We start from the raw sequence: 17,770 nt of genomic DNA, 5'->3' as shown, positions 1-17,770 counted from the left end.
ATTTTGTCACATTTTCGCCGCCAGCGCCTGCTCATTTTCGTATCTGCCGGTAAGTCGCCCGCGCCGGGCCGGGCACTAGTGAAGTCGTTGTCGCGCAGTTACTTTGGTGTGTCCTGATCACCTTTATGCCGGTGCAGAAAAGCGCTGCCCGCACGCAGCACGCCACGAAACGCGTAGCCGGCCGCCACCACGCACAGCAGGATCAGCAGGATGAACATCGGCAACCAGTTGCCCCGGCTGTGGTCGACGCCCCACCAGACGATTGTGAAGAGCACCGCGCACAACATCACCACCACATCGCGCCAGTTGCCCTGGTACGACATCGCGGCCCGGCGCAATGCACGGCTCCGGTTCGCTGCGTCGACCAAGTCGTCAACCCTGGCATCGATCGAGCGGCGCAGCGCATCGCGTCTCTCGCTGGCCTCGGGTGGCAGGCGATCCAGCAGATCCATGTCCTGCTGGATCAATTGCCGATAGTCGGGACCCCGGAATTGCACGGCCGCCAGCGCCAGTAAGACACCGCCGAAAGCCGGTGCGCTGTCCAACGCGAGCTGTCCAAGTCCGACCATGGTCACTCCTCTTTGAGTGGCTGATCCCGGATCAGGACGCCGCCGATGGCCGCCGCCGCGCGCGCGGCTCAGGAGTCCGCAGCGGGTCCATCGCCTGGGCGATTTGCGGGTAGGCGATCGCCGGTCCGATCCAGCGGACCAGGTAGCGCCGAAGATCCGCGCCGCTGCGGGCGGGCCGGCCGGGGTCTGCGAGGAACGAGTGCAGCAGCCGAAGGGTGAACTCGTTCAACTCGTCCAGGCCCGCGTCGTCGAAACCGTGCTGCTCCCAATCGATATCGAAGCGGTGCAGCATCGATCGCCCGAAGGCCAGCGCGGTATCCGACACGATGGAAATCGCCTGACCTCCGCGGTGGCGCCGGTTCAGCACCAACTCCAGCTGATTGTCGGAAGCCAGCTGCTCGACGCAGAACGCAAAACTCTCTGTCACCGCCAGGACGGGATCGGTGATGCCTTTGAGGTGAGCCGCCAGATGATCGAGGAAGCCGTCTGCCGATCGCATCGCGCTCGCCACCAGCAATGCCTGAGTCCCGGGGAAGTACCGGTACACGGTTTGCCGGGTCACACCCAGAGCTCGGGCGACATCGGCGATCCGCATCGCCGAGCCGCGCTCGTCGATGATCTTGTCCGCCGCGTCCAGGATTCGCTCGATCGCTTCCTCATCGGAGGCGGGCGTGTTCCCGGCCCAACCGTGACTGCGCATAGCTAGCGAGCGGCAAACATGTTGTCGGTGCTCATCACCGCTAGATCATATCGTCGCAGCTAGACGATCGTTGCTGACGCGCTCAGCCGACCCGCCAACCAATGACAAGACACTATCGGCGGTGTGTATGCTCACTCCTAATCGGGAGGCCTGAAACATGCAGTACGACACCGTGATCATGAATGGACGCTGGTTCGACGGAACCGGCGCGCCGTCGGCTGTTCGCAACATCGGGGTGCGCGACGGCCGCGTCGCCACCATCACCGGCGAGGCGCTGGACACGACCGGCGCCGATGTCATCGACGCAACGGGACAGTGGGTGATCCCCGGGATCATCGACATCCATACCCACTACGACATCGAAACACTCTGTGAACCAGCGCTTTCCGAGTCACTGAGACACGGTGTCACCACCGTGCTGCTGGGCTCCTGCTCGCTGTCCACGGTGTACCTGGACAACGTCGACGCGGGCGACATCTTCGGCCGCGTCGAGGCGATTCCGCGCCGCTACGTCATCGAGCAGCTCGACAAGGCCCGGTCGTGGCGCAGCCCGAAGGAGTATGTAGCCGCCCTCGAGGAGCTGAACCTGGGCCCCAACGTGGCCGCGTTCATCGGCCATTCCGATATGCGGGCCGCGACGATGGGGCTCGACCGGGCGACCCGCAAGGACATCCGGCCGTCGGCGGGCGAACTGGCGCGGATGGAGTCGATGCTGACCGAGGCGCTCGACGAGGGTTTCGTCGGGATGTCCTCTCAGCAATTGCTCTTCGACAAGCTCGACGGTGAGGTGTGCAGGTCGCGCACCCTGCCGTCGACCTACGCCACGCCACGCGAACTGCGTCGGCTCAACGCTATTCTGCGGCGGCGCAACAAGATCCTGCAGTCCGGTCCCGACATCAAGAATCCGCTGTCGATCTTCTCCCAGCTGGCGACCTCGCTCGGGGTGGGCCGCCGTCGCCTCAAAACCAGTCTGCTGTCGGCCGCCGACGTGAAGGCCTTGCCACCGGTCATCTACCTGATGGAAGCCGCGGCGCGGGTCGTTAATCGACTCGGCGGTGACTTTCGGTGGCAACATCTGCCGGTGCCGTTCGAAGTGTATGCCGACGGGATTTCGCTGGTGATCTTCGAAGAATTCGGCTCCGGCGCCGCCGCGCTGCATCTGCAGGACGAGCTTGCCCGCAACGAGCTGATCCGCGACGAGGACTACCGGCGCCAGTTCCGCAAGGACTACGACCAGAAATACGGACCGCGCGTGTGGCACCGTGACTTCTTCGACGCCGACATCGTGGCGTGCCCCGACGAATCGGTGGTGGGCAAGTCTTTCGGGCAGGTCGGGCTGGATCGCGGCGGCCTGCACCCGGTCGACGCGTTCCTCGATCTGGTGCTCGAGCACGGCGAGGCGCTGCGCTGGCGTACCACGATTTCCAACCACCGGCCCGAATTGCTCAGGAAGCTGGCGCAAAGCGCATGCGTCCAGATGGGGTTCTCGGACGCGGGCGCGCACCTGCGCAACATGGCGTTCTACAACTCCGGCCTGCGGCTGTTGCGCCACGTGAACGACGCCGCGAAGCGCGGCACACCGTTCCTGTCGGTCGAGCGGGCAGTGCACCGGCTCACCGGCGAGCTCGGAGCCTGGTACGGGATCGACGCGGGCACCTTGCGTGAAGGCGACCGGGCGGACATCGTGGTGATCGACCCGGACAAGCTCGACGAATCGCTGGATGCGTATGCCGAGCAACCGGTCGAGTCCTACGGCGGGCTGTCGCGCATGGTGAACCGCAACGACGACACCGTCACGCACGTGTTCGTGTCCGGGCAATCCGTGTTCAACGCGGGACAGGCCTCGCCGGTGCTGGGCAAGCAGCGGTTCGGCCAGTTCCTGCGGGCCGGCGAGCCGGCCCGGACGCTGACACCGGTGGGCCTGAACAGTCAATCCACTTGTGCGGCAGGCTCATCAGGCAACTGAGGCTCCCAGGATGAGGTTGACCGCCTCGTCGAGTTGCCCGGCGATCTCCTCGTAGCTGACGAATCGCGCCGTCATCAGCGCGCCGGCGAACGTCATCTGGAGGGTGGTTTTCACGGCGCGCGGCCAGCCCGGGCCCAGCGCGGCGGCGATCCGCTTGGACACTTCTTCGCCGATCTGTTCGCGCAGCGGCGCAACGGCCGGATCGTCGGCCATCAAGGCCGTTCCGCAGGCGGCACTCAGCTCGGGCTCGTCGGCCACGGCCACCGCCATGTCCCGCAGTGTCGCGCTCACCCTGGTCTTGGTGGTGTTGTTGACGTCGGTATGCAGCGGCAGCGCACGCAGAAAGCGCAGATAGACGGCCGCCACCAGAGCGCTTTTCGACGGGAAGTAGGTGTAGGCGCTGGCCGGCGACACCCCGGCCCGCGCCGCGACGGCCCGCATCGTCAGGTTGGCGTACGACGATTCGCGCAGTTCGGCCAGGCCGGCGTCGAGGACCTTGCGGATCGTCTGTCCTGGCCGGCGATCCGAGCGGCGCGCACCTGCGGCACCGTCCGCCGACCGGGCGGCAGGCGCCACTTCTCTAGACACCCGTCCACTGTAGAAAACGGCCACCCCCGGCCCACCACCGCGTCCCAGGACGGTTAAACGTCCCGGTACTGCGTCGACGGCGTCTGTTTCGCCTCGATCGGTGGATACGCGAGCGCCGACCCGTAGCGTCAAACGCAGACAGTTGTCCAGAACTTTCGACTCTGCGGTTCGCGTGCCGTAGGAGTCGTAAGGTGACGGCTGTGACCCGGGAGGACCAGCGCCGTTGGGACGAGCGGTACACGAGTAAGGAACCGGCGTCCGGCGCGGCGGTCGGGCCTCCTGCTGCCTTCGCCACCTATGCGGATATTTTCCCGACAACCGGGCGGGCGCTCGACGTCGCCTGCGGCCGGGGGCTCGCCAGCGTCTGGCTGGCGCAGCGGGGCCTGCAGGTCGTCGGGTTCGACGTCTCCGCGGTCGGCATTGGCCAAGCCCGGGAACTGGCCCGGCACAGCGGAGTTGACGCACGCTGCCGTTTCGATGTTGTGGACCTCGACGACGGGCTGCCGGACGGCCCACCCGTCGACGTCATCGTCTGCCACAGATTCCGCGACCGGCGCCTCGACCAGGCGCTCATCGATCGCCTGGCGCCGGGCGGCCTGCTGGCCACGGCGGCGCTCAGCGAAGTCGGGGCCGAACCGGGACCGTTTCGCGCGGCTCCGGGCGAGCTAGCGTCGGCCTTCGGCGCACTGGGCGTCATCGCCGCAGGCGAGAGCCAGGGCCTAGCCTGGCTGCTGGCCCGGGCTTGAGCCCCGCGAATCACCCCTGCGCGCGGCTGGATCGCCGGCGATGTTCGACCCGCCGGGTCGGTGTCGCGGTGCGGTGCGGCGCCCCCGATTCGGTGCGCGCGGTATTGGCTTTCGCGGATCGAGTGCCACCCTGACGGCGGCGGTGGCCGCCCTCGTTCGGTCGGTGCTGCCGGGGCGGGCGCGATGGCGCAGCGGCGGGCGCCGGCGCCTGGTAGGGCGCGACCTCGCCGACGAGCGCTTGCACCGCCTCCGATGTCGCGGTCACCTGCTGAGGGGCGACTTTGATACCGGCCTTGCGCATCAATGTCTGCGTGTCATGTCGCTGCTCGGGCAACACCACGGTGACGACGTCACCGGCGCTGCCGGCCCGTGCCGTGCGCCCGGACCTGTGCAGATAGGACTTGTGCTCGGCGGGCGGGTCGATGTGCACGACGAGTTCGACCTCGTCGACGTGCACGCCGCGGGCGGCGATATCGGTTGCTACCAGCACCCGGGCGCCACCGGAGGCGAACATCGCCAGGTTGCGCTCGCGGGCGGGCTGAGACAGGTTGCCGTGCAGGTCGACTGACGGAACTCCCGATTCGGTGAGCTGCTTGGCGAGCTTGCGGGCCTGATGCTTGGTGCGCATGAACAGAATCCGGCGCCCGGTGCCGGACGCGAGCCGGTGCACGACTTCCTTCTTGGCTTCGGCGTTGGCGACGTGGAACACGTGATGGGTCATCGCGGATACCGGCGAGTCGGCACTGTCGACGGCGTGTGACACCTCATCGCGGAGGAACCGCTTGACGAGCTTGTCCACGCCGTTGTCCAGGGTCGCCGAAAACAGCATCCGCTGGCCGCCGTTGGGCGTCGCGGCCAGAATTCGGGTGACGCCGGGCAGGAAGCCGAGATCGGCCATGTGATCGGCTTCGTCGATCACAGTGATCTCGACCGCCTCGAGGCTGATCAGCCGTTGCTTCATCAGATCCTCGAGCCGGCCCGGGCAGGCCACCACGATGTCGGCGCCGGCCCTCAGCGCGCTCACCTGACGAGATTGCGAAACGCCGCCGAAGATCGTCGTGACGCGCAGACCGCATGCGGTTGCCAGCGGTTCCAGCGTCGCGGTGATCTGGCTCGCCAGCTCACGGGTCGGCGCGAGCACCAAACCCGATGGCCGCGAGGGGCGCCGGTTTCCGTCGGAGAGTCGGCTGACCAACGGGATCGAGAAGGCAAGGGTCTTGCCGCTGCCGGTCTTCCCGCGGCCCAGCACGTCCCTGCCGGCCAGCGTGTCCGGAAGGGTTTCGACCTGAATCGGAAATGGATGTTCGATGCCGCGCTTGGCGAGTGCGCCGACGATCGGTCGTGGCACGCCGAGATCGGCAAATGTTTTGTCGGTAGTCACTTTTCGGTGCCTTTCAGGCATCGGTGCCGAGCCGGCGACGAGTACATCGTGCGGCCATCAGCACTATGGTGGCGAGATTGCCGGTCGGCAAAATCGATCGCCGCGAGACAAGCTAGTGCGGATGCACGTCATCTGGATGCGGTGTTGGGCTCAGACTTTGAGCTGGCACCGGAGGATGAGGAAGCGTTCCACGACGTCGTCGGTATTCGAGGTAGATGAGACCAACGTTGTTCACAGCCTAGCGCACGCGACGAAAAAGACGACGCTGGAGGGTTGTGATGTTCGTCGCTGCACGTGTGGTCAGGCTTCCAGCCGGGCCCGGACTGCCGCCAGTCGCTCGGCCAGCTCGACTTCACCGATGACGCCGCGGGCCACCAGCGAGTGCGCCAGGGCGACCAGCCGGTTTCCGGGTAGGGCAGGTCGGCGTAGATCGTCGCCGACAGCGCGTCCTCTTCGTTGCGGCGTTCGACGAAGTTGAGTACCTCTGAGCCACAAGCACTTTGGTCAAGTGCGTCGCAGATGCCGTCCAGGCTGGTCTTCCAGGGCGGCACCGGATTTTCGACGCCGTACTTCGCGGCCATTCGGGCCCATATCTGGTTGCGTTCAACAATTTTCGCCAACGGCGCGATCGTGGACGGGTCGGAACTGTTCACCTGGCCACCCGCGGTGATCAGTCGCTGACCGGATGGGTGGCGGGCCGTGTCGCGGTGATCGCGTTCGTCGTCACCCCCGCCTTGGGCAGCGCGACGCCGATCAGACAATCGCGAGTAAGGATCTCGACCAGCTGGTCCTCGGTCCAGCCGTCGGTTCCTTCGGGGCGTACGGGCATCACCATGAAGCGATGTTTCTGATTGGAATCCTCCACCCGGATCTCGACGTCCTCGGAAAGATAGAGCCCGAACTCCGCGAGTACCTGGCGCGGCCAGCGCACGATGCGCCGCCGGAAGTTGGGTGTGCGGTACCACTCGGGCGAATTGCCCAGGATCGGACGGGGATAACACGAACACAGCGTGCACACGATCACGTGGGGCAGCACGGGCGTGTCTACAAGAACGTGAAACGCCGTGAAATCGCTGGGCGTTCCGAACCCCGTCGGTTGCAGCCAGTCGACGCCGACTTCCTTGCTGGCTGCGAGCGGGTCGGCAACGACCAAGTCTTTGAACGCTGGCTGAAGCCACGCCCTAGCCACCAGGCGCGCGGCGGGCGTGGGACCGATCTGTTCGGCGTACTCGGTCATCAGCCGGTGTTCGGCCGCGGTGAAAATCCCTTTCTCGATACACAATTCGCGAAGGGCGATCTCAAGGACCTCGAAGTCGGTGATCTCGTCCACCATCGGCGCGGCGGTGCGATCGTGATCGTGATCGGTCATGCCGATGCCCTCTCGGATCCGGCCGCTTCGAGCCATCGCTCGGGGATCTCGGTTTGCAGGGTGTCCTTGCTGGGACCGGTGTAGGCATGCCAAAGTTCGGCGAGGTTGAACCGAACGATGTAGAACCACTCGGGTTTTTGATCGGGGCCGGCCCAGGTCTCGTCTTCGGCGGCGGGGCTTTCATAGGTGACGGCGGCGATTTCACCCGTCGCGCCCCGCACATACTCCTGGGTTCGGGTATAGAGCAGAATGGGCAGCTCCTTCACCACGATCCGGTCTCCGACCCGAAACTTCGGCTCGCCGGCCTGACCGGCGAATATCTGCGGGTCGCCAGTGCCGACGGCGCGAAGGTGGTGTTCGTTGCGTTCGACCTTGGCGGGATCGCCCTCGAATTTGGGCTTGGCCTCCAATGCCTTGCCCTGCAGACCCCCTTCGTATCGGGCCTTCACCTCGATCATGCGCTCGGCTAATTCGCTGAGCCCGATGTGGTGTTTCTCGACCAGCACGCGCACGACGGCGAGCAGCCAGCGCACGTAATAGGGGAGACCAAGATAGATCGCGCGGCCCAGGTCGACATTGCCCATCCGCCGCCGCTCCTCCGACAACCAGATACCGCGCCAGCCGAGAACCTCGCACATGATGTAGGTGTTCTCTTCCCAGATCTCGTACTGCTTGTTCTCGTATTCGATCGGGGCATCCGGCTCGCCGCCGACGTCGTGCGGTGTCTTGACGTACGCGGCGAAACGATCGTGATCGATCAGATCGGGGGTGGGTGCGTCGGGGAGTTCCGGGTAAGAGGACTTGAGCCTGGCGACTAGATCCAGGCGCTCCGCGCGGTCATAAGGAGTCGCCATCTCGGCTCCATTCATGCGTCGCGATCTAGGCCTGTGCACAGCCCGGTGCGCACCCAATACAGCTCACTCCACTCGTCAAGATCACGCAACCGCAAAACCAATTGCGCGCAGGGTAATGTCGAACCGATGGAGCGTCGCGTCCTCGAAGCGATCATCTACGAACGCGAGCCGCCGATCGCGCGGATCATTCTGAATCGGGTCGACAAGGCCAATACCAAGGATGCCGTGCTCGTCACCGAAGTCGACAATTGCCTGCACGAGGCGGACCGCGACAGCGAGATCAAGGTCGTCATCCTCAAAGCCAACGGCAAGGGGTTCTGCGGCGGCCACGTCGCCCGCTGGGGGCCGGACGAAAACCCCTATCCCGATTTCGGAAACACCTTCGAGGACCTGTACAAAGGGACCGCCGATCTATTTCTGTGGCCCACGCTGTATTTGTGGGAATTCCCGAAGCCGACGATCTCGCAGATTCACGGCTATTGCATGGGCGGCGGAATCTACCTCGGGCTGCTGACCGACTTCTGCGTGGCGTCCGATGACGCGTATTTCCAGATGCCGCTTGCCCAAAGCCTCGGAGAACCCGGCGGCCACACCATGATTGAGCCGTGGTTGCTGATGAACTGGCATCGCACCATGGACTGGCTGTTGCTGGCGCCGACGCTGTCCGCCCAGCAGGCTCTCGAGTGGGGGCTGCTGAACAGGGTGGTGCCGCGCGACGACCTCGAGGACACGGTCGAGGAGATGGCGCGCAAAATCGCCCAAATCCCTTTGACCACACTGATGGCGGTGAAGAACAACGTCAAGCGCGCATGGGAACTGATGGGCATGCGGGTGCACCTTCAGGTCAGCCACATCCTGACCAACATGGTCGGCGCCGCGACCGACGTCCAGGCACGCCGAGCCGAACTGATGCAATCAGGCATGAAGCCACGCGATTTCGTCGACCGCGACGACAAGAATTCCTAGCGGCTTTGCTCGCCGGCGATTTTGCGCCCGGCCGCATGCCGTGCCGCGACGTAACCGAACACCATCGAGCTGGCAATGCTCGCGCCCGCACCCGGATACGTGCGGCCCATTACCGTCGCGGTGGTGTTGCCCGTCGCGTACAGGCCGTCGATCACCTGGTCCTGCTGATCCAGCACTTGGGCGTGCTCGTTGGTGATCACACCGCCACATGTTCCGACGTCGGATGGCAGAACACGCGTCGCGTAATACGGCGCACGGTCGAGCGGCCCGATCGCGGCGTTCGGTCGATATCCCGGATCACCGAGACAGTCGTTGTAGGCGGACTGCCCACGTCCGAAGTCGGGATCCAATCCCTTGGCGGAGAAACGGTTGAACCGTTCGATGGTGCGCGACAACTCATCGGCCGGCAGGTCGATCTGGCGGGCCAGGTCGGCGATCGTGGCGCCGCGTTTGACGGCGCCTTTCTCGATCAGCTCGGGCGGCAGGTGCTGGTTGCGTTTCAGCGGATTGGAGCTGGTGACATACCGACGCACGTATCCGTCGTCGAAGATCATCCAGCAGGGGACCGCCTTGTTGGCGTACATCGCCTTGCCCACTTCGACGTAGGAGTTCGATTCGTTGCAGAACCGACGGCCGGTCGAATCGACGTAGATGGCGCCGGGACGCTGCCGTCCCGAGCCCAGAGATGCGGCGACTGCTCCTCCGTTTGCGATGAAAACCGAAGGAAGCCACCATGCTTCGTCCAGCAGATCGGTCTTGGCGCCGAGCCGCATTGCCGTTTCCAGCACTTCGCCGGTGTCACCGGCGTTGGCGATCGACCACTGGCCTTCATTGGGTTGGTCGCCGCTGTACCGGCGGCGCATCTCCTTGTTGTGGCCGAAGCCGCCGGCGGCCAGCAGAACTCCCTTGCGCGCCTCGATGTTCAGCGCGACGCCGTCCCGGTTGACGCGAGCGCCGACGACCCGGCCGTCCTCGACGATCAGGTCTTCCATCGCGGTGCCCGTCCACAGTGGCGGTTGATTACCGCCCAGGTCGATCAGCACCTTGAGCATCTGCGCGATCAGCGAGGCGCCGTTGGTGAGGATCTGTGCGCGCCTTGCACGCGCCGCGGCGGTGCGCAGGAACACCTTGGTGGCGACCGCGAATGCGCGGGGCGCACGGTTGAAGTACTGAACCGAACGAAGCTCGTTGGTGAGTACCACGTACCCGTAACTCTTGGCCAGCGGCGGCTGAACCTTGTCGTACCAGCTGCCGAGTTCGGCGGCGTCGAACGGGATTCCCTCGACGGCGCGGCCGGACTCGTTGCCGCCCTTGTGATTCGGGTAGTAGTCGCTCCAGCCGGCACAGCGGATCAACCGAACGCCTTTGCGGCTGAGAAAATTGATCATCTCGTAGCCCGCGGTCAGGAACATCTCCCGGCGCGCCGGCGAGGAAGCCGGACCGATATCGCCGACCACGTCGGCCAGATAGGCCAGGCCGTCTTCGTGCGAATCGGCGATGCCGTCGGCACGCATCAACGGATTGTTGGGCAGCCAGACAATCCCGCCGGAAAGCCCGGTCGATCCGCCGACCAGAGCCTGCTTTTCGACGATCAGGGGTTCCAGTCCGCTGTCCAGCGCCGCCAGGCCCGCCACCATGCCGCCCCCGCCGCTGCCCGCGATCAGCAGGTCCACCGAGCGGTCCCACTGCGTGGTCATGAGCTGAACCCGAGATCGGCGATTGGGACGTCGATCGTGGTGTTGGTCTTCTGGATCGCGGGAACCAGCGCGTCGTGGGGTAGGCCGGCGAGGAACCCGTCGATTACCCGCTCGAAGTTCGAGATCAACCCTTCGATCTGGTCGGACAGCCGCATGAACTCAAAGCCCTTGGAATGCAATCCTTTTTGCTGGCGCGGCAAGTTGGAGAAGTCCTGGGCGGGGATCGGCGGCCAGCGCGGGTCGTCGGGTGCCATGGGTTCCGGTGGGGTGGGCTTGCCGGTGACCTGGTCCGGCGGGATCCGCGTCAGCGACCAGATCTCGAACAGGGTCTCCTCGGGCCCCAACGGCCTGATCCGGTACGACGAGGCGCTGCTGTATTGCGGCAGCAAAAAGTAGTGGGGGAAAGCGAAATTGATTGCCTCGGTGATGCCGCGCCGCTCCAACTCGTTGAGATCGGGCATATCGCAGCCCCGCGCCCGATGCCAGCCGACGATGGCGTCGTTGAGTGTCCTGCGCCAGGTGACCATGGCCTCGGCGGGATCAACCGGCAGGTCGATGTTCTGCAAGCCCTCGGCGATCCGGACGTCGTTCTCATGCGTCATGCCCGCCATGCCTTCGCCGAGCGTCCGCATGAAATACAGGTTGGTCTGTGCCAGGCCGGGCTTCGCGGTGGTGGTGGGCATGCTCGACGGCAGCAGTTGCGGGTGCGTCTGCGGAACGTGGTAACCCTCCATGAATGCCGCCGTCGCCAATTTCCAGTTCACCGGAAGTCGGCAGGATTGCCACCACTCGGTGCGCAGCGTTTCCACCTGCCATGCGTCATAGATCGACGCGAACGGTTCGATGCACTCCCGCAACGCCGGCGCACCGTTGTCGAGGTTGATCCACGCGCAACCACCCCAGAGCTCACAGCGGACCGGCACGAGTGCGAGGTCATCTCGGCGCATGTTGTTCGCGGCGAACGCCTCGGGCCGCAGTACGAAGGTGTTGCGGCCGTCTAAGCCCCAGCACCAGCCGTGAAACGGACACACGAAGGTACGCCGATTCCCGTTGCCTTCCACCAGCTTTACCCCGCGATGGCGGCAGGCGTTGTGATAAGCCCGCACCGTCTCGCCGTCGACCCGGACCACGATGATCGACTCGTCGAGAATCTCGTACTCGACGTAGTCGCCGGGCTTGGGTATCTCCTCGAGCCGGCAGGCCATCTGCCACACTCGGGGCCACAACATCTCGGCCTCCAGCGCGTAGAAATCCGCGTCGTAGTAGCGCTGCTTGGGAATTCGATCGACGGCCGCCACCGCCCATGGCACCGGTAACGCCGTCCAGTTCGCGCGTCTCGAACCTGCTTCTACAGCCATCTCGTCATCCCTTGTGTCAGCGTCACACGATTCGTGATGCCCGCCCCTGCCAGTAACGCTCGCGAATGCGCCTTTTGTAGAGCTTTCCGTTCGGATCGCGAGGCAATTCCGGGTCGAATTCGACTGTGCGCGGGCACTTGTAGCCGGCCAGGTGGGCCCGGCAATACGCGATCAGCTCTGCCTCCAGGTCAGGCCCGGCGTCCACGTCGGCAACGGGCTGCACGACGGCCTTGACCTCTTCGCCGAACTCGTCGTTGGGAACGCCGAAGACTGCGGCATCAACCAGCTTGGGATGCATCACCAGAAGGTTCTCCGCCTCCTGCGGGTAGATGTTCACCCCGCCGGAGACAATCGTGAACGTCGACCGATCGGTCAAGTACATGTACCCGTCCTCGTCGACGTATCCCATGTCCCCCAAGGAGCGCCAGCCGCGGTCGTTGTACACCGACGCGGTCTTGACGGGATCCTTGAAGTACTCGAATTCGGGTCCACCTTCGAAGTAAAGCTCTCCAGCCTGGCCGATGGGAAGCTCTTGACCGTCGTCGCCGACCACATGCACCGGGGCCATCGGGATCCCGACCGAGCCGGGATGGGCAAGCCACTCCTCGGGGCCGATCACGGTACCCGCGAATCCTTCTGTGCCGCCGTAATATTCGTGAATGATCGGCCCAAGCCAATCCATCATCTGGTGCTTGACGTCCACCGGGCAGGGGGCGGCGGCATGGATGACGCAGCGCAGGCTGGAGACGTCGTAGCCGCGCCGCACCGCCTCGGGCAGTTTGAGCATCCGGACGAACATCGTCGGAACGAACTGGGCGTGCGTCACCCGGTGTGTCTCGATCAGTCGCAAGACCGCCTCGGGGTCGAACTTTTTCATGATGATCGACGCCGCACCCACCCGGCTGGCCGCCATCGTGTAGTTCACGCCGGCGGCGTGATACAGCGGCGCCGGGGACAGGTACACACTCGATTGGTCCATGCCGTACTTGTGGATCAGTGCCAGCTCGAGCACCGACTGCGCCCAGGAGCCGTTGCCGTCAACCGGCAGCGGCCGGCGGACCGCCTTGGGCCGGCCCGTGGTTCCCGACGAGTAGAGCATCTCGGATCCGTCCGACAACGGTGGGCCGGCACCCGCCGCCGCCAGCGCGTCCTCGTATCGGGTCCAACCGGGCAGCTCGCCGCCGACGCCGATGTGGACGCCGACCGTTGGGTTGACATCGCCTACGTGGGACGCGATTTCGGGCATCGACGCGTCGACGAACACCGCCTTGGCATCCGAGTCGCCGATCACGTAGGCAACCTCGTCGGGCGTGAAATGGGTGTTGACGGCGGTGTAGTAGAGCCCGGAAAGCTGGCACCCCCAGGTGATTTCGAAGAACTCCGGTCGATTCGGCAACACCAGGGCCACACCGTCGCCGCGCCGCAACCCCGCATCGTGCAGCGCCGCGGCGACCCGTCGGCTGCGCTCGTAGAGCTCGCCGAACGAGATCACGCCGCCGTCGGCAATCAAAGCCGGCGACTGTGCGTGCGCGATCGCGTGGTCGGCGATGTTCACCAGCGGGCCTACGTCGCCGCGGCGCCGTCGGTCTGTGCGGCGGCCGCGGCCTGACGCCGCGCGTGTTCGGACGGCAGCACCTTGTCCTTGAAGACGGTCTGGATCAGCTGCTGTACGTCCTTGCTGATCGAGGCGAGTGCGACGAGATCGTTGGAGCTCTGCCAGTGCACCCGCATGCCCATCAGCTCCCAGGCCCGCTTCAGATTGGCCTTGGTGAGCATCAACGTCGTCAGCGGCGCCTGGGCGATGTGGCGGGCGATCGCGTCCACCCGATCGTCGAGATCCTCGCGCTTGACCACCTCGTTGACCAGGCCGACCTCCAGCGCCTTGCGCGCGTCGATCACCTCAGCGGTGAACAGGTAGTAGGCCGCACGGCGCCAGTTCATGAACACCCAAGGCTCGATCGAACATTCACCCGACGGCATGCCGAACCCCTGCAGCGGCGGGTAAGAGAAGTAGGCGTCGTCGGAGGCGATGACGATGTCGGTGGTCAGGCCCATGTGCGTCCCGCCGCCCACGCAGTAGCCGTGGACCTGCGCGATGGTGGGCTTGGAGAACTCCCACAGGTTCAGGGTCGGCTTGACGAACAGATCCGACTGCGCCTTCCACGGGTGGCCCGTCACCATCGCGTTCTCCACGAACGACGGGTAGTCGACGGCATTGTTGCCGATCGCATGCCCGGAGCAGAAACCCTTGCCGTTGGCCTTGAGCACCAGGACCTTGATGTCGTAGTCGCGGTCGGCGTCCAGTAGTGCGGCGTCGACCTCTTCGGCCAGCTTCTGGTCCTGCGCATTGGCCTTCTCTGGCCAGTTGAGGATGATCTTCGCGATCGGTCCATTCTTCTGGTAGATGATGCGTTCGCGAGTCTCGTTGAGGTCCATATGCTTTGCCCTTCCGTTATGACGAGATGACGCCGATTTCGGCGCCGATGTCGTAGATGGTCCCGACCTGGCCCGTCCACTGGACGGTGCCGGATGCTCCCGCTTCGATTTCCTGCTCCACCTTCTCGGTGGCGATCACGTAGATCGGTGTGCCCGCCTCGACGTGCTCGCCGGCGCCGACCAGCAGCCCGGTGAGTTCGGCTTCGGACACCGCAACCGATACCCGGGGGATGCGAATAACGAAGTCAGCCATGCGCATTCGCCTTCGCAACCGTGCGCTGGGCCGCTTCGACGACTCCGGTCGCCGACGGGTACACCTGCGCCTCGAGCGCGGCGGCGGCCGGGTTGGGCACGAACCGCGCGCCTACCCGCTCCACGGGTGCGGCGAGCTCGCCGAACAACTCTGATTGCAGGATCGCGGCGATCTCTGCCCCGGGGCCGGCGAATTGCACTGCGTCGTGGACGATTACGGCCCTGCGGGTACGCCGCACGGACTCGACGATGGTGTCGACGTCGAGCGGCACCAGGGTGCGCAGGTCGACGACCTCGGCGCTGACGTCGTGGTCGGCGAGGGTAGTCGCTGCCGCGAGGCACTCGTGCACACTGCGGCCGTAGCCGATCAGACTCACATCGGTGCCCGGCCGCTTGATGTCGGCCTGGCCCAGGGGAATCGAGAACCCGGGATCAACGGGAACCGGCCCCTTTTTGCCCTGCAGCCGGATCGTCTCGACGAACAGGCACGGGTCGGGGTCGAAGATCGCCGAGGCCAGCAGGCCTTTACCGTCTCGCGGGGTGGACGGCACGATCACCTTCATCCCCGGGATGTGCATGAACCACGCCTCCAGACTCTGCGAATGCGTGGCGCCGGTGGCCAGCCCCGCATAGACCTGGGTGCGAATGGTGATCGGCGCCGTGGTGCGGCCGGCGGTCATGAACCGCAGCTTGGCGGCGTTGTTGATCAGCTGGTCGGCGGCGATGCCGATGAAGTCCATGATCATGATTTCGGCCACCGGCAACAGTCCGTCGATCGCGGCGCCGATCGCCGCACCGACGATCGCGGCCTCCGAGATCGGCGTGTCCAACACCCGGTCGTGACCGTATTTCGTCGACAACCCCGCCGTCGGTCCGGACGCACCGGGATCCGCAATGTCCTCACCCAGCAGGAACACTCGGTCGTCGGCCTGCAGCGCCTGATCCAGCGCGAGGTTCAGCGCCTCGCGCATCGTCATCTCTTTTTCATCCATGTCTTTACACCGGGAACTTGATCGCAGTTGCGTACACGTCGCGGTCGAGTTCGTCGGCCGTGGGGGACTCCGCACTCATCACCGTCTGCAGGGCGGCTTCCACTGCGGCCAGCGCTTCGTTGTCAATGCGCGCGAGCTCCTGCTCGTCGGCGATGCCGGCGTCGGCGAGATGCCTCCGGAAGCGCGGCACCGGATCGGCGGCCATCGCCGCTTCCAGTTGTTCCTTCGGGATGTAGGGCATTCGATCGCCGAAATAGTGGCCCCGGAAGCGGAATGTCACGCACTCGATGAAGGTGGGGCCCTCGCCGCCGCGCGCCCGCCGCAGTGCCTCGTCCAGCGCGGCGCGCACCGCGAGCGGGTCGTTGCCGTCGACCCGAACGCCCGGCATTCCGTATCCGGCGGCCCGGTCGGCGACCCGCTCGAGCTTCATCGTGTCGTGCGTCGGCGTCATTTCGGCGTACTGGTTGTTCTGGCAGACGAACACCATCGGCAGATCCCAGAGCGCGGCCATGTTGGCTGCCTCGTGAAAGGACCCCGTATTGGTGGCGCCGTCGCCAAAGCTGACCACGGTGACGCGATCGAGCCCCTTGCGTTTGGCGGCCATCGCCAGCCCCACGGCCACCGGCGGTCCCGCACCGACGATACCGGTCGAAAGCATCACTCCCACCTCGGGTTTGGCGATGTGCATGGTTCCGCCCTTGCCGCGACCGGCACCGACCGTGCGTCCCATCATCTCGCCGTAGATCTCCTCGAGCGGGACACCTTTGCCGATCAGATCGTGCAGCCCGCGGTAGGTGGTCACCAGCTGGTCGTCGGGCCGCAGCGCGATACCCATCGCGGCGGCGATCGCCTCCTGGCCACGCGACGGCCAGTACACGCACATGAACTCGCCGGTGCCGATGCCCTTGGACAGCCGGTCGTCGGCCGCCTTCATCAGCACCATCAAGGCGTAGAGGCGGTTGACGTCGCGGGATTCGGTAGCGGTCATCGCGTTGTTCCGTTGTGGTGCAGTCTGATTGGTGCGAGCACCGTCATGCGCCCGACCATGGCTTGACCTTGAGGAAGCCGCCGCCGTCGACGCGCAACTGCTGTCCGGTGATATAGCGCGCGGCGTCGGAGGCGAGGAACAGCACCGCCTCGCTGATGTCCTCGGGTTCGACATAGGGGATAGGCATCGCCTGGACGAACGGGAAAATCGGTTCGGCGTCCTCGCGCGTCGGCTCTTTCAAGTCGGGCCGAAAGGCGCGATACATCGGCGGGCTGTGCAACATGTCGGTGTTGACGTTGGTCGGATGTACCGCGTTCATCCGGATGGAGAACGGTGCCAGCGCCCGTGCGAAGTCGTTAACATAGTGCGCCGCAGCCAGTTTCGCGAAAGCATAGCCAGCACCGCCGGGACCGCCGTCGATGCCGGTGGTGTTCATCGACGACATGAATGCCGCGTTGGAACCGATCACGATGATCGACGCGCCGGCCTGTAAGTGTTTGAGGCTCGCGTGTACGAGATTGAGCACGCCGACCAGATCCACGTCCACGGCGTCGGCGAACGCCTTCGGGGGCAGACCCGCGGTGAGCGGGCAGATACCCGCGTTGGCGACCACGATGTCGAGGTGCCCGAGTTCGGCGACACCCTCATCGATCGCAGCGGACAGGGCCACCCGGTCGCGGACGTCGGCGATCGCGGTGAACGCGCGCTGTCCCTCCTTTTCGACCAGCCGTGCTGTCTCGTCCAGATCCTCCGGCCGGGCCAACGGGTACTCGTTCGTGTCGATGTCCTCGCACAGATCGACCGCGATGATGTCGGCACCTTCGGCGGCCAGCATCCGCGCATGCGATCGTCCCTGACCCCGCGCGGCGCCGCTGATCACGGCGACCTTGCCCGTTACCCTGCCCATC

General features: G+C 65.3%; 18 protein-coding genes and 1 pseudogene. 4 read left to right on the top strand and 15 right to left on the bottom strand.

The window, feature by feature from the left end:
• Positions 1-98: 98 nt before the first annotated feature.
• Positions 99-569 (bottom strand): hypothetical protein, encoded by a 471-nt coding sequence (locus AC5Y5O_RS11590; protein ID WP_096287653.1) that lies wholly within the window; start codon positions 567-569, stop codon positions 99-101.
• A 31-nt stretch (positions 570-600) separates the two neighbouring features.
• Positions 601-1,269 (bottom strand): TetR/AcrR family transcriptional regulator, encoded by a 669-nt coding sequence (locus AC5Y5O_RS11585; protein ID WP_096287654.1) that lies wholly within the window; start codon positions 1,267-1,269, stop codon positions 601-603.
• Between the two features lie 157 nt (positions 1,270-1,426).
• Between AC5Y5O_RS11585 and AC5Y5O_RS11580 the strand changes: the two genes are divergently transcribed.
• Positions 1,427-3,235: an N-acyl-D-amino-acid deacylase family protein gene (locus tag AC5Y5O_RS11580; protein WP_500025244.1), complete on the top strand. Its 1,809-nt coding sequence runs from the start codon at positions 1,427-1,429 to the stop codon at positions 3,233-3,235.
• On the opposite strand, the gene AC5Y5O_RS11575 is transcribed toward AC5Y5O_RS11580, so the two are convergent.
• Positions 3,224-3,823, bottom strand: a complete 600-nt coding sequence (locus tag AC5Y5O_RS11575) for a TetR/AcrR family transcriptional regulator (protein ID WP_096291131.1) — start codon at positions 3,821-3,823, stop codon at positions 3,224-3,226. The genes AC5Y5O_RS11580 and AC5Y5O_RS11575 overlap by 12 nt on opposite strands.
• 200 nt (positions 3,824-4,023) lie before the next feature.
• Between AC5Y5O_RS11575 and AC5Y5O_RS11570 the strand changes: the two genes are divergently transcribed.
• Positions 4,024-4,569 (top strand): class I SAM-dependent methyltransferase, encoded by a 546-nt coding sequence (locus tag AC5Y5O_RS11570; RefSeq protein WP_096291132.1) that lies wholly within the window; start codon positions 4,024-4,026, stop codon positions 4,567-4,569.
• Between the two features lie 10 nt (positions 4,570-4,579).
• Here AC5Y5O_RS11570 and AC5Y5O_RS11565 read toward each other — a convergent pair whose 3' ends face one another.
• Together AC5Y5O_RS11565 and AC5Y5O_RS11560 are read right to left on the bottom strand one after the other, a co-directional pair.
• The gene (locus AC5Y5O_RS11565) at positions 4,580-5,950 is read right to left on the bottom strand and encodes a DEAD/DEAH box helicase (protein WP_500025240.1); all 1,371 of its coding nucleotides are present in this window, start codon (positions 5,948-5,950) and stop codon (positions 4,580-4,582) included.
• A gap of 300 nt (positions 5,951-6,250) precedes the next feature.
• A pseudogene (locus AC5Y5O_RS11560) lies at positions 6,251-6,531 on the bottom strand (thiocyanate hydrolase).
• Between AC5Y5O_RS11560 and AC5Y5O_RS11555 the strand changes: the two are divergent.
• Entirely contained in the window at positions 6,470-6,631 is a 162-nt protein-coding gene (locus tag AC5Y5O_RS11555; protein ID WP_500025450.1) for a hypothetical protein, read from the top strand. The pseudogene AC5Y5O_RS11560 and the gene AC5Y5O_RS11555 overlap by 62 nt on opposite strands.
• Here the strand turns inward: AC5Y5O_RS11555 and scnC are convergent.
• Complete coding sequence (gene scnC / locus AC5Y5O_RS11550; protein WP_500025238.1) at positions 6,621-7,319, bottom strand: thiocyanate hydrolase subunit gamma; 699 nt, start codon at positions 7,317-7,319, stop codon at positions 6,621-6,623. The genes AC5Y5O_RS11555 and scnC overlap by 11 nt on opposite strands.
• Positions 7,316-8,173, bottom strand: coding sequence for an SH3-like domain-containing protein (locus tag AC5Y5O_RS11545; RefSeq protein ID WP_500025236.1), 858 nt, complete (start codon positions 8,171-8,173; stop codon positions 7,316-7,318). The genes scnC and AC5Y5O_RS11545 overlap by 4 nt, the downstream gene beginning before the upstream one ends.
• 126 nt (positions 8,174-8,299) lie before the next feature.
• Here AC5Y5O_RS11545 and AC5Y5O_RS11540 point away from each other — a divergent pair, with 126 nt between their 5' ends.
• Positions 8,300-9,139 (top strand): enoyl-CoA hydratase-related protein, encoded by an 840-nt coding sequence (locus tag AC5Y5O_RS11540; protein ID WP_096287664.1) that lies wholly within the window; start codon positions 8,300-8,302, stop codon positions 9,137-9,139.
• Here AC5Y5O_RS11540 and AC5Y5O_RS11535 read toward each other — a convergent pair.
• The 8 genes from AC5Y5O_RS11535 to AC5Y5O_RS11500 are packed head-to-tail and all read right to left on the bottom strand — an operon-like array spanning position 9,136 to position 17,769.
• Complete coding sequence (locus tag AC5Y5O_RS11535; protein WP_500025234.1) at positions 9,136-10,836, bottom strand: FAD-binding protein; 1,701 nt, start codon at positions 10,834-10,836, stop codon at positions 9,136-9,138. The genes AC5Y5O_RS11540 and AC5Y5O_RS11535 overlap by 4 nt on opposite strands.
• Positions 10,833-12,194: an aromatic ring-hydroxylating oxygenase subunit alpha gene (locus tag AC5Y5O_RS11530; protein WP_096287668.1), complete on the bottom strand. Its 1,362-nt coding sequence runs from the start codon at positions 12,192-12,194 to the stop codon at positions 10,833-10,835. Before AC5Y5O_RS11530 ends, AC5Y5O_RS11535 begins: the two co-directional genes overlap by 4 nt.
• 22 nt (positions 12,195-12,216) lie before the next feature.
• Positions 12,217-13,749 (bottom strand): acyl-CoA synthetase, encoded by a 1,533-nt coding sequence (locus AC5Y5O_RS11525; protein WP_500025230.1) that lies wholly within the window; start codon positions 13,747-13,749, stop codon positions 12,217-12,219.
• Between the two features lie 8 nt (positions 13,750-13,757).
• The gene (locus tag AC5Y5O_RS11520) at positions 13,758-14,630 is read right to left on the bottom strand and encodes an enoyl-CoA hydratase-related protein (protein ID WP_096287672.1); all 873 of its coding nucleotides are present in this window, start codon (positions 14,628-14,630) and stop codon (positions 13,758-13,760) included.
• Positions 14,631-14,646: 16 nt separating this feature from the next.
• Positions 14,647-14,883 (bottom strand): biotin/lipoyl-containing protein, encoded by a 237-nt coding sequence (locus AC5Y5O_RS11515; protein ID WP_096291134.1) that lies wholly within the window; start codon positions 14,881-14,883, stop codon positions 14,647-14,649.
• The gene (locus AC5Y5O_RS11510; RefSeq protein ID WP_500025226.1) at positions 14,876-15,874 is read right to left on the bottom strand and encodes an alpha-ketoacid dehydrogenase subunit beta; all 999 of its coding nucleotides are present in this window, start codon (positions 15,872-15,874) and stop codon (positions 14,876-14,878) included. Before AC5Y5O_RS11510 ends, AC5Y5O_RS11515 begins: the two co-directional genes overlap by 8 nt.
• A gap of 4 nt (positions 15,875-15,878) precedes the next feature.
• Positions 15,879-16,862: a thiamine pyrophosphate-dependent dehydrogenase E1 component subunit alpha gene (locus tag AC5Y5O_RS11505; protein WP_096287676.1), complete on the bottom strand. Its 984-nt coding sequence runs from the start codon at positions 16,860-16,862 to the stop codon at positions 15,879-15,881.
• 43 nt (positions 16,863-16,905) lie between these two features.
• Positions 16,906-17,769: a mycofactocin-coupled SDR family oxidoreductase gene (locus AC5Y5O_RS11500; RefSeq protein ID WP_096287678.1), complete on the bottom strand. Its 864-nt coding sequence runs from the start codon at positions 17,767-17,769 to the stop codon at positions 16,906-16,908.
• Position 17,770: the final 1 nt, after the last annotated feature.

This window comes from Mycobacterium sp. NGS40, from assembly GCF_059812735.1.
Note: the sequence above shows the minus strand (reverse complement) of the source record. Positions and strands in the feature narration are given on the sequence as shown.

Excerpts from the sequence above, each read along its gene's own strand:
- AC5Y5O_RS11590 (WP_096287653.1), bottom strand. The coding sequence starts at position 569 with ATGGTCGGACTTGGACAGCTCGCGTTGGACAGCGCACCGGCTTTCGGC.
- AC5Y5O_RS11515 (WP_096291134.1), bottom strand. The coding sequence starts at position 14,883 with ATGGCTGACTTCGTTATTCGCATCCCCCGGGTATCGGTTGCGGTGTCC.
- AC5Y5O_RS11500 (WP_096287678.1), bottom strand. The coding sequence starts at position 17,769 with ATGGGCAGGGTAACGGGCAAGGTCGCCGTGATCAGCGGCGCCGCGCGG.
- AC5Y5O_RS11585 (WP_096287654.1), bottom strand. The coding sequence starts at position 1,269 with ATGCGCAGTCACGGTTGGGCCGGGAACACGCCCGCCTCCGATGAGGAA.
- AC5Y5O_RS11555 (WP_500025450.1), top strand. The coding sequence starts at position 6,470 with ATGCCGTCCAGGCTGGTCTTCCAGGGCGGCACCGGATTTTCGACGCCG.
- AC5Y5O_RS11545 (WP_500025236.1), bottom strand. The coding sequence starts at position 8,173 with ATGGCGACTCCTTATGACCGCGCGGAGCGCCTGGATCTAGTCGCCAGG.
- AC5Y5O_RS11505 (WP_096287676.1), bottom strand. The coding sequence starts at position 16,862 with ATGACCGCTACCGAATCCCGCGACGTCAACCGCCTCTACGCCTTGATG.
- AC5Y5O_RS11520 (WP_096287672.1), bottom strand. The coding sequence starts at position 14,630 with ATGGACCTCAACGAGACTCGCGAACGCATCATCTACCAGAAGAATGGA.
- scnC (WP_500025238.1), bottom strand. The coding sequence starts at position 7,319 with ATGACCGATCACGATCACGATCGCACCGCCGCGCCGATGGTGGACGAG.
- AC5Y5O_RS11510 (WP_500025226.1), bottom strand. The coding sequence starts at position 15,874 with ATGGATGAAAAAGAGATGACGATGCGCGAGGCGCTGAACCTCGCGCTG.
- AC5Y5O_RS11580 (WP_500025244.1), top strand. The coding sequence starts at position 1,427 with ATGCAGTACGACACCGTGATCATGAATGGACGCTGGTTCGACGGAACC.
- AC5Y5O_RS11540 (WP_096287664.1), top strand. The coding sequence starts at position 8,300 with ATGGAGCGTCGCGTCCTCGAAGCGATCATCTACGAACGCGAGCCGCCG.
- AC5Y5O_RS11530 (WP_096287668.1), bottom strand. The coding sequence starts at position 12,194 with ATGGCTGTAGAAGCAGGTTCGAGACGCGCGAACTGGACGGCGTTACCG.
- AC5Y5O_RS11535 (WP_500025234.1), bottom strand. The coding sequence starts at position 10,836 with ATGACCACGCAGTGGGACCGCTCGGTGGACCTGCTGATCGCGGGCAGC.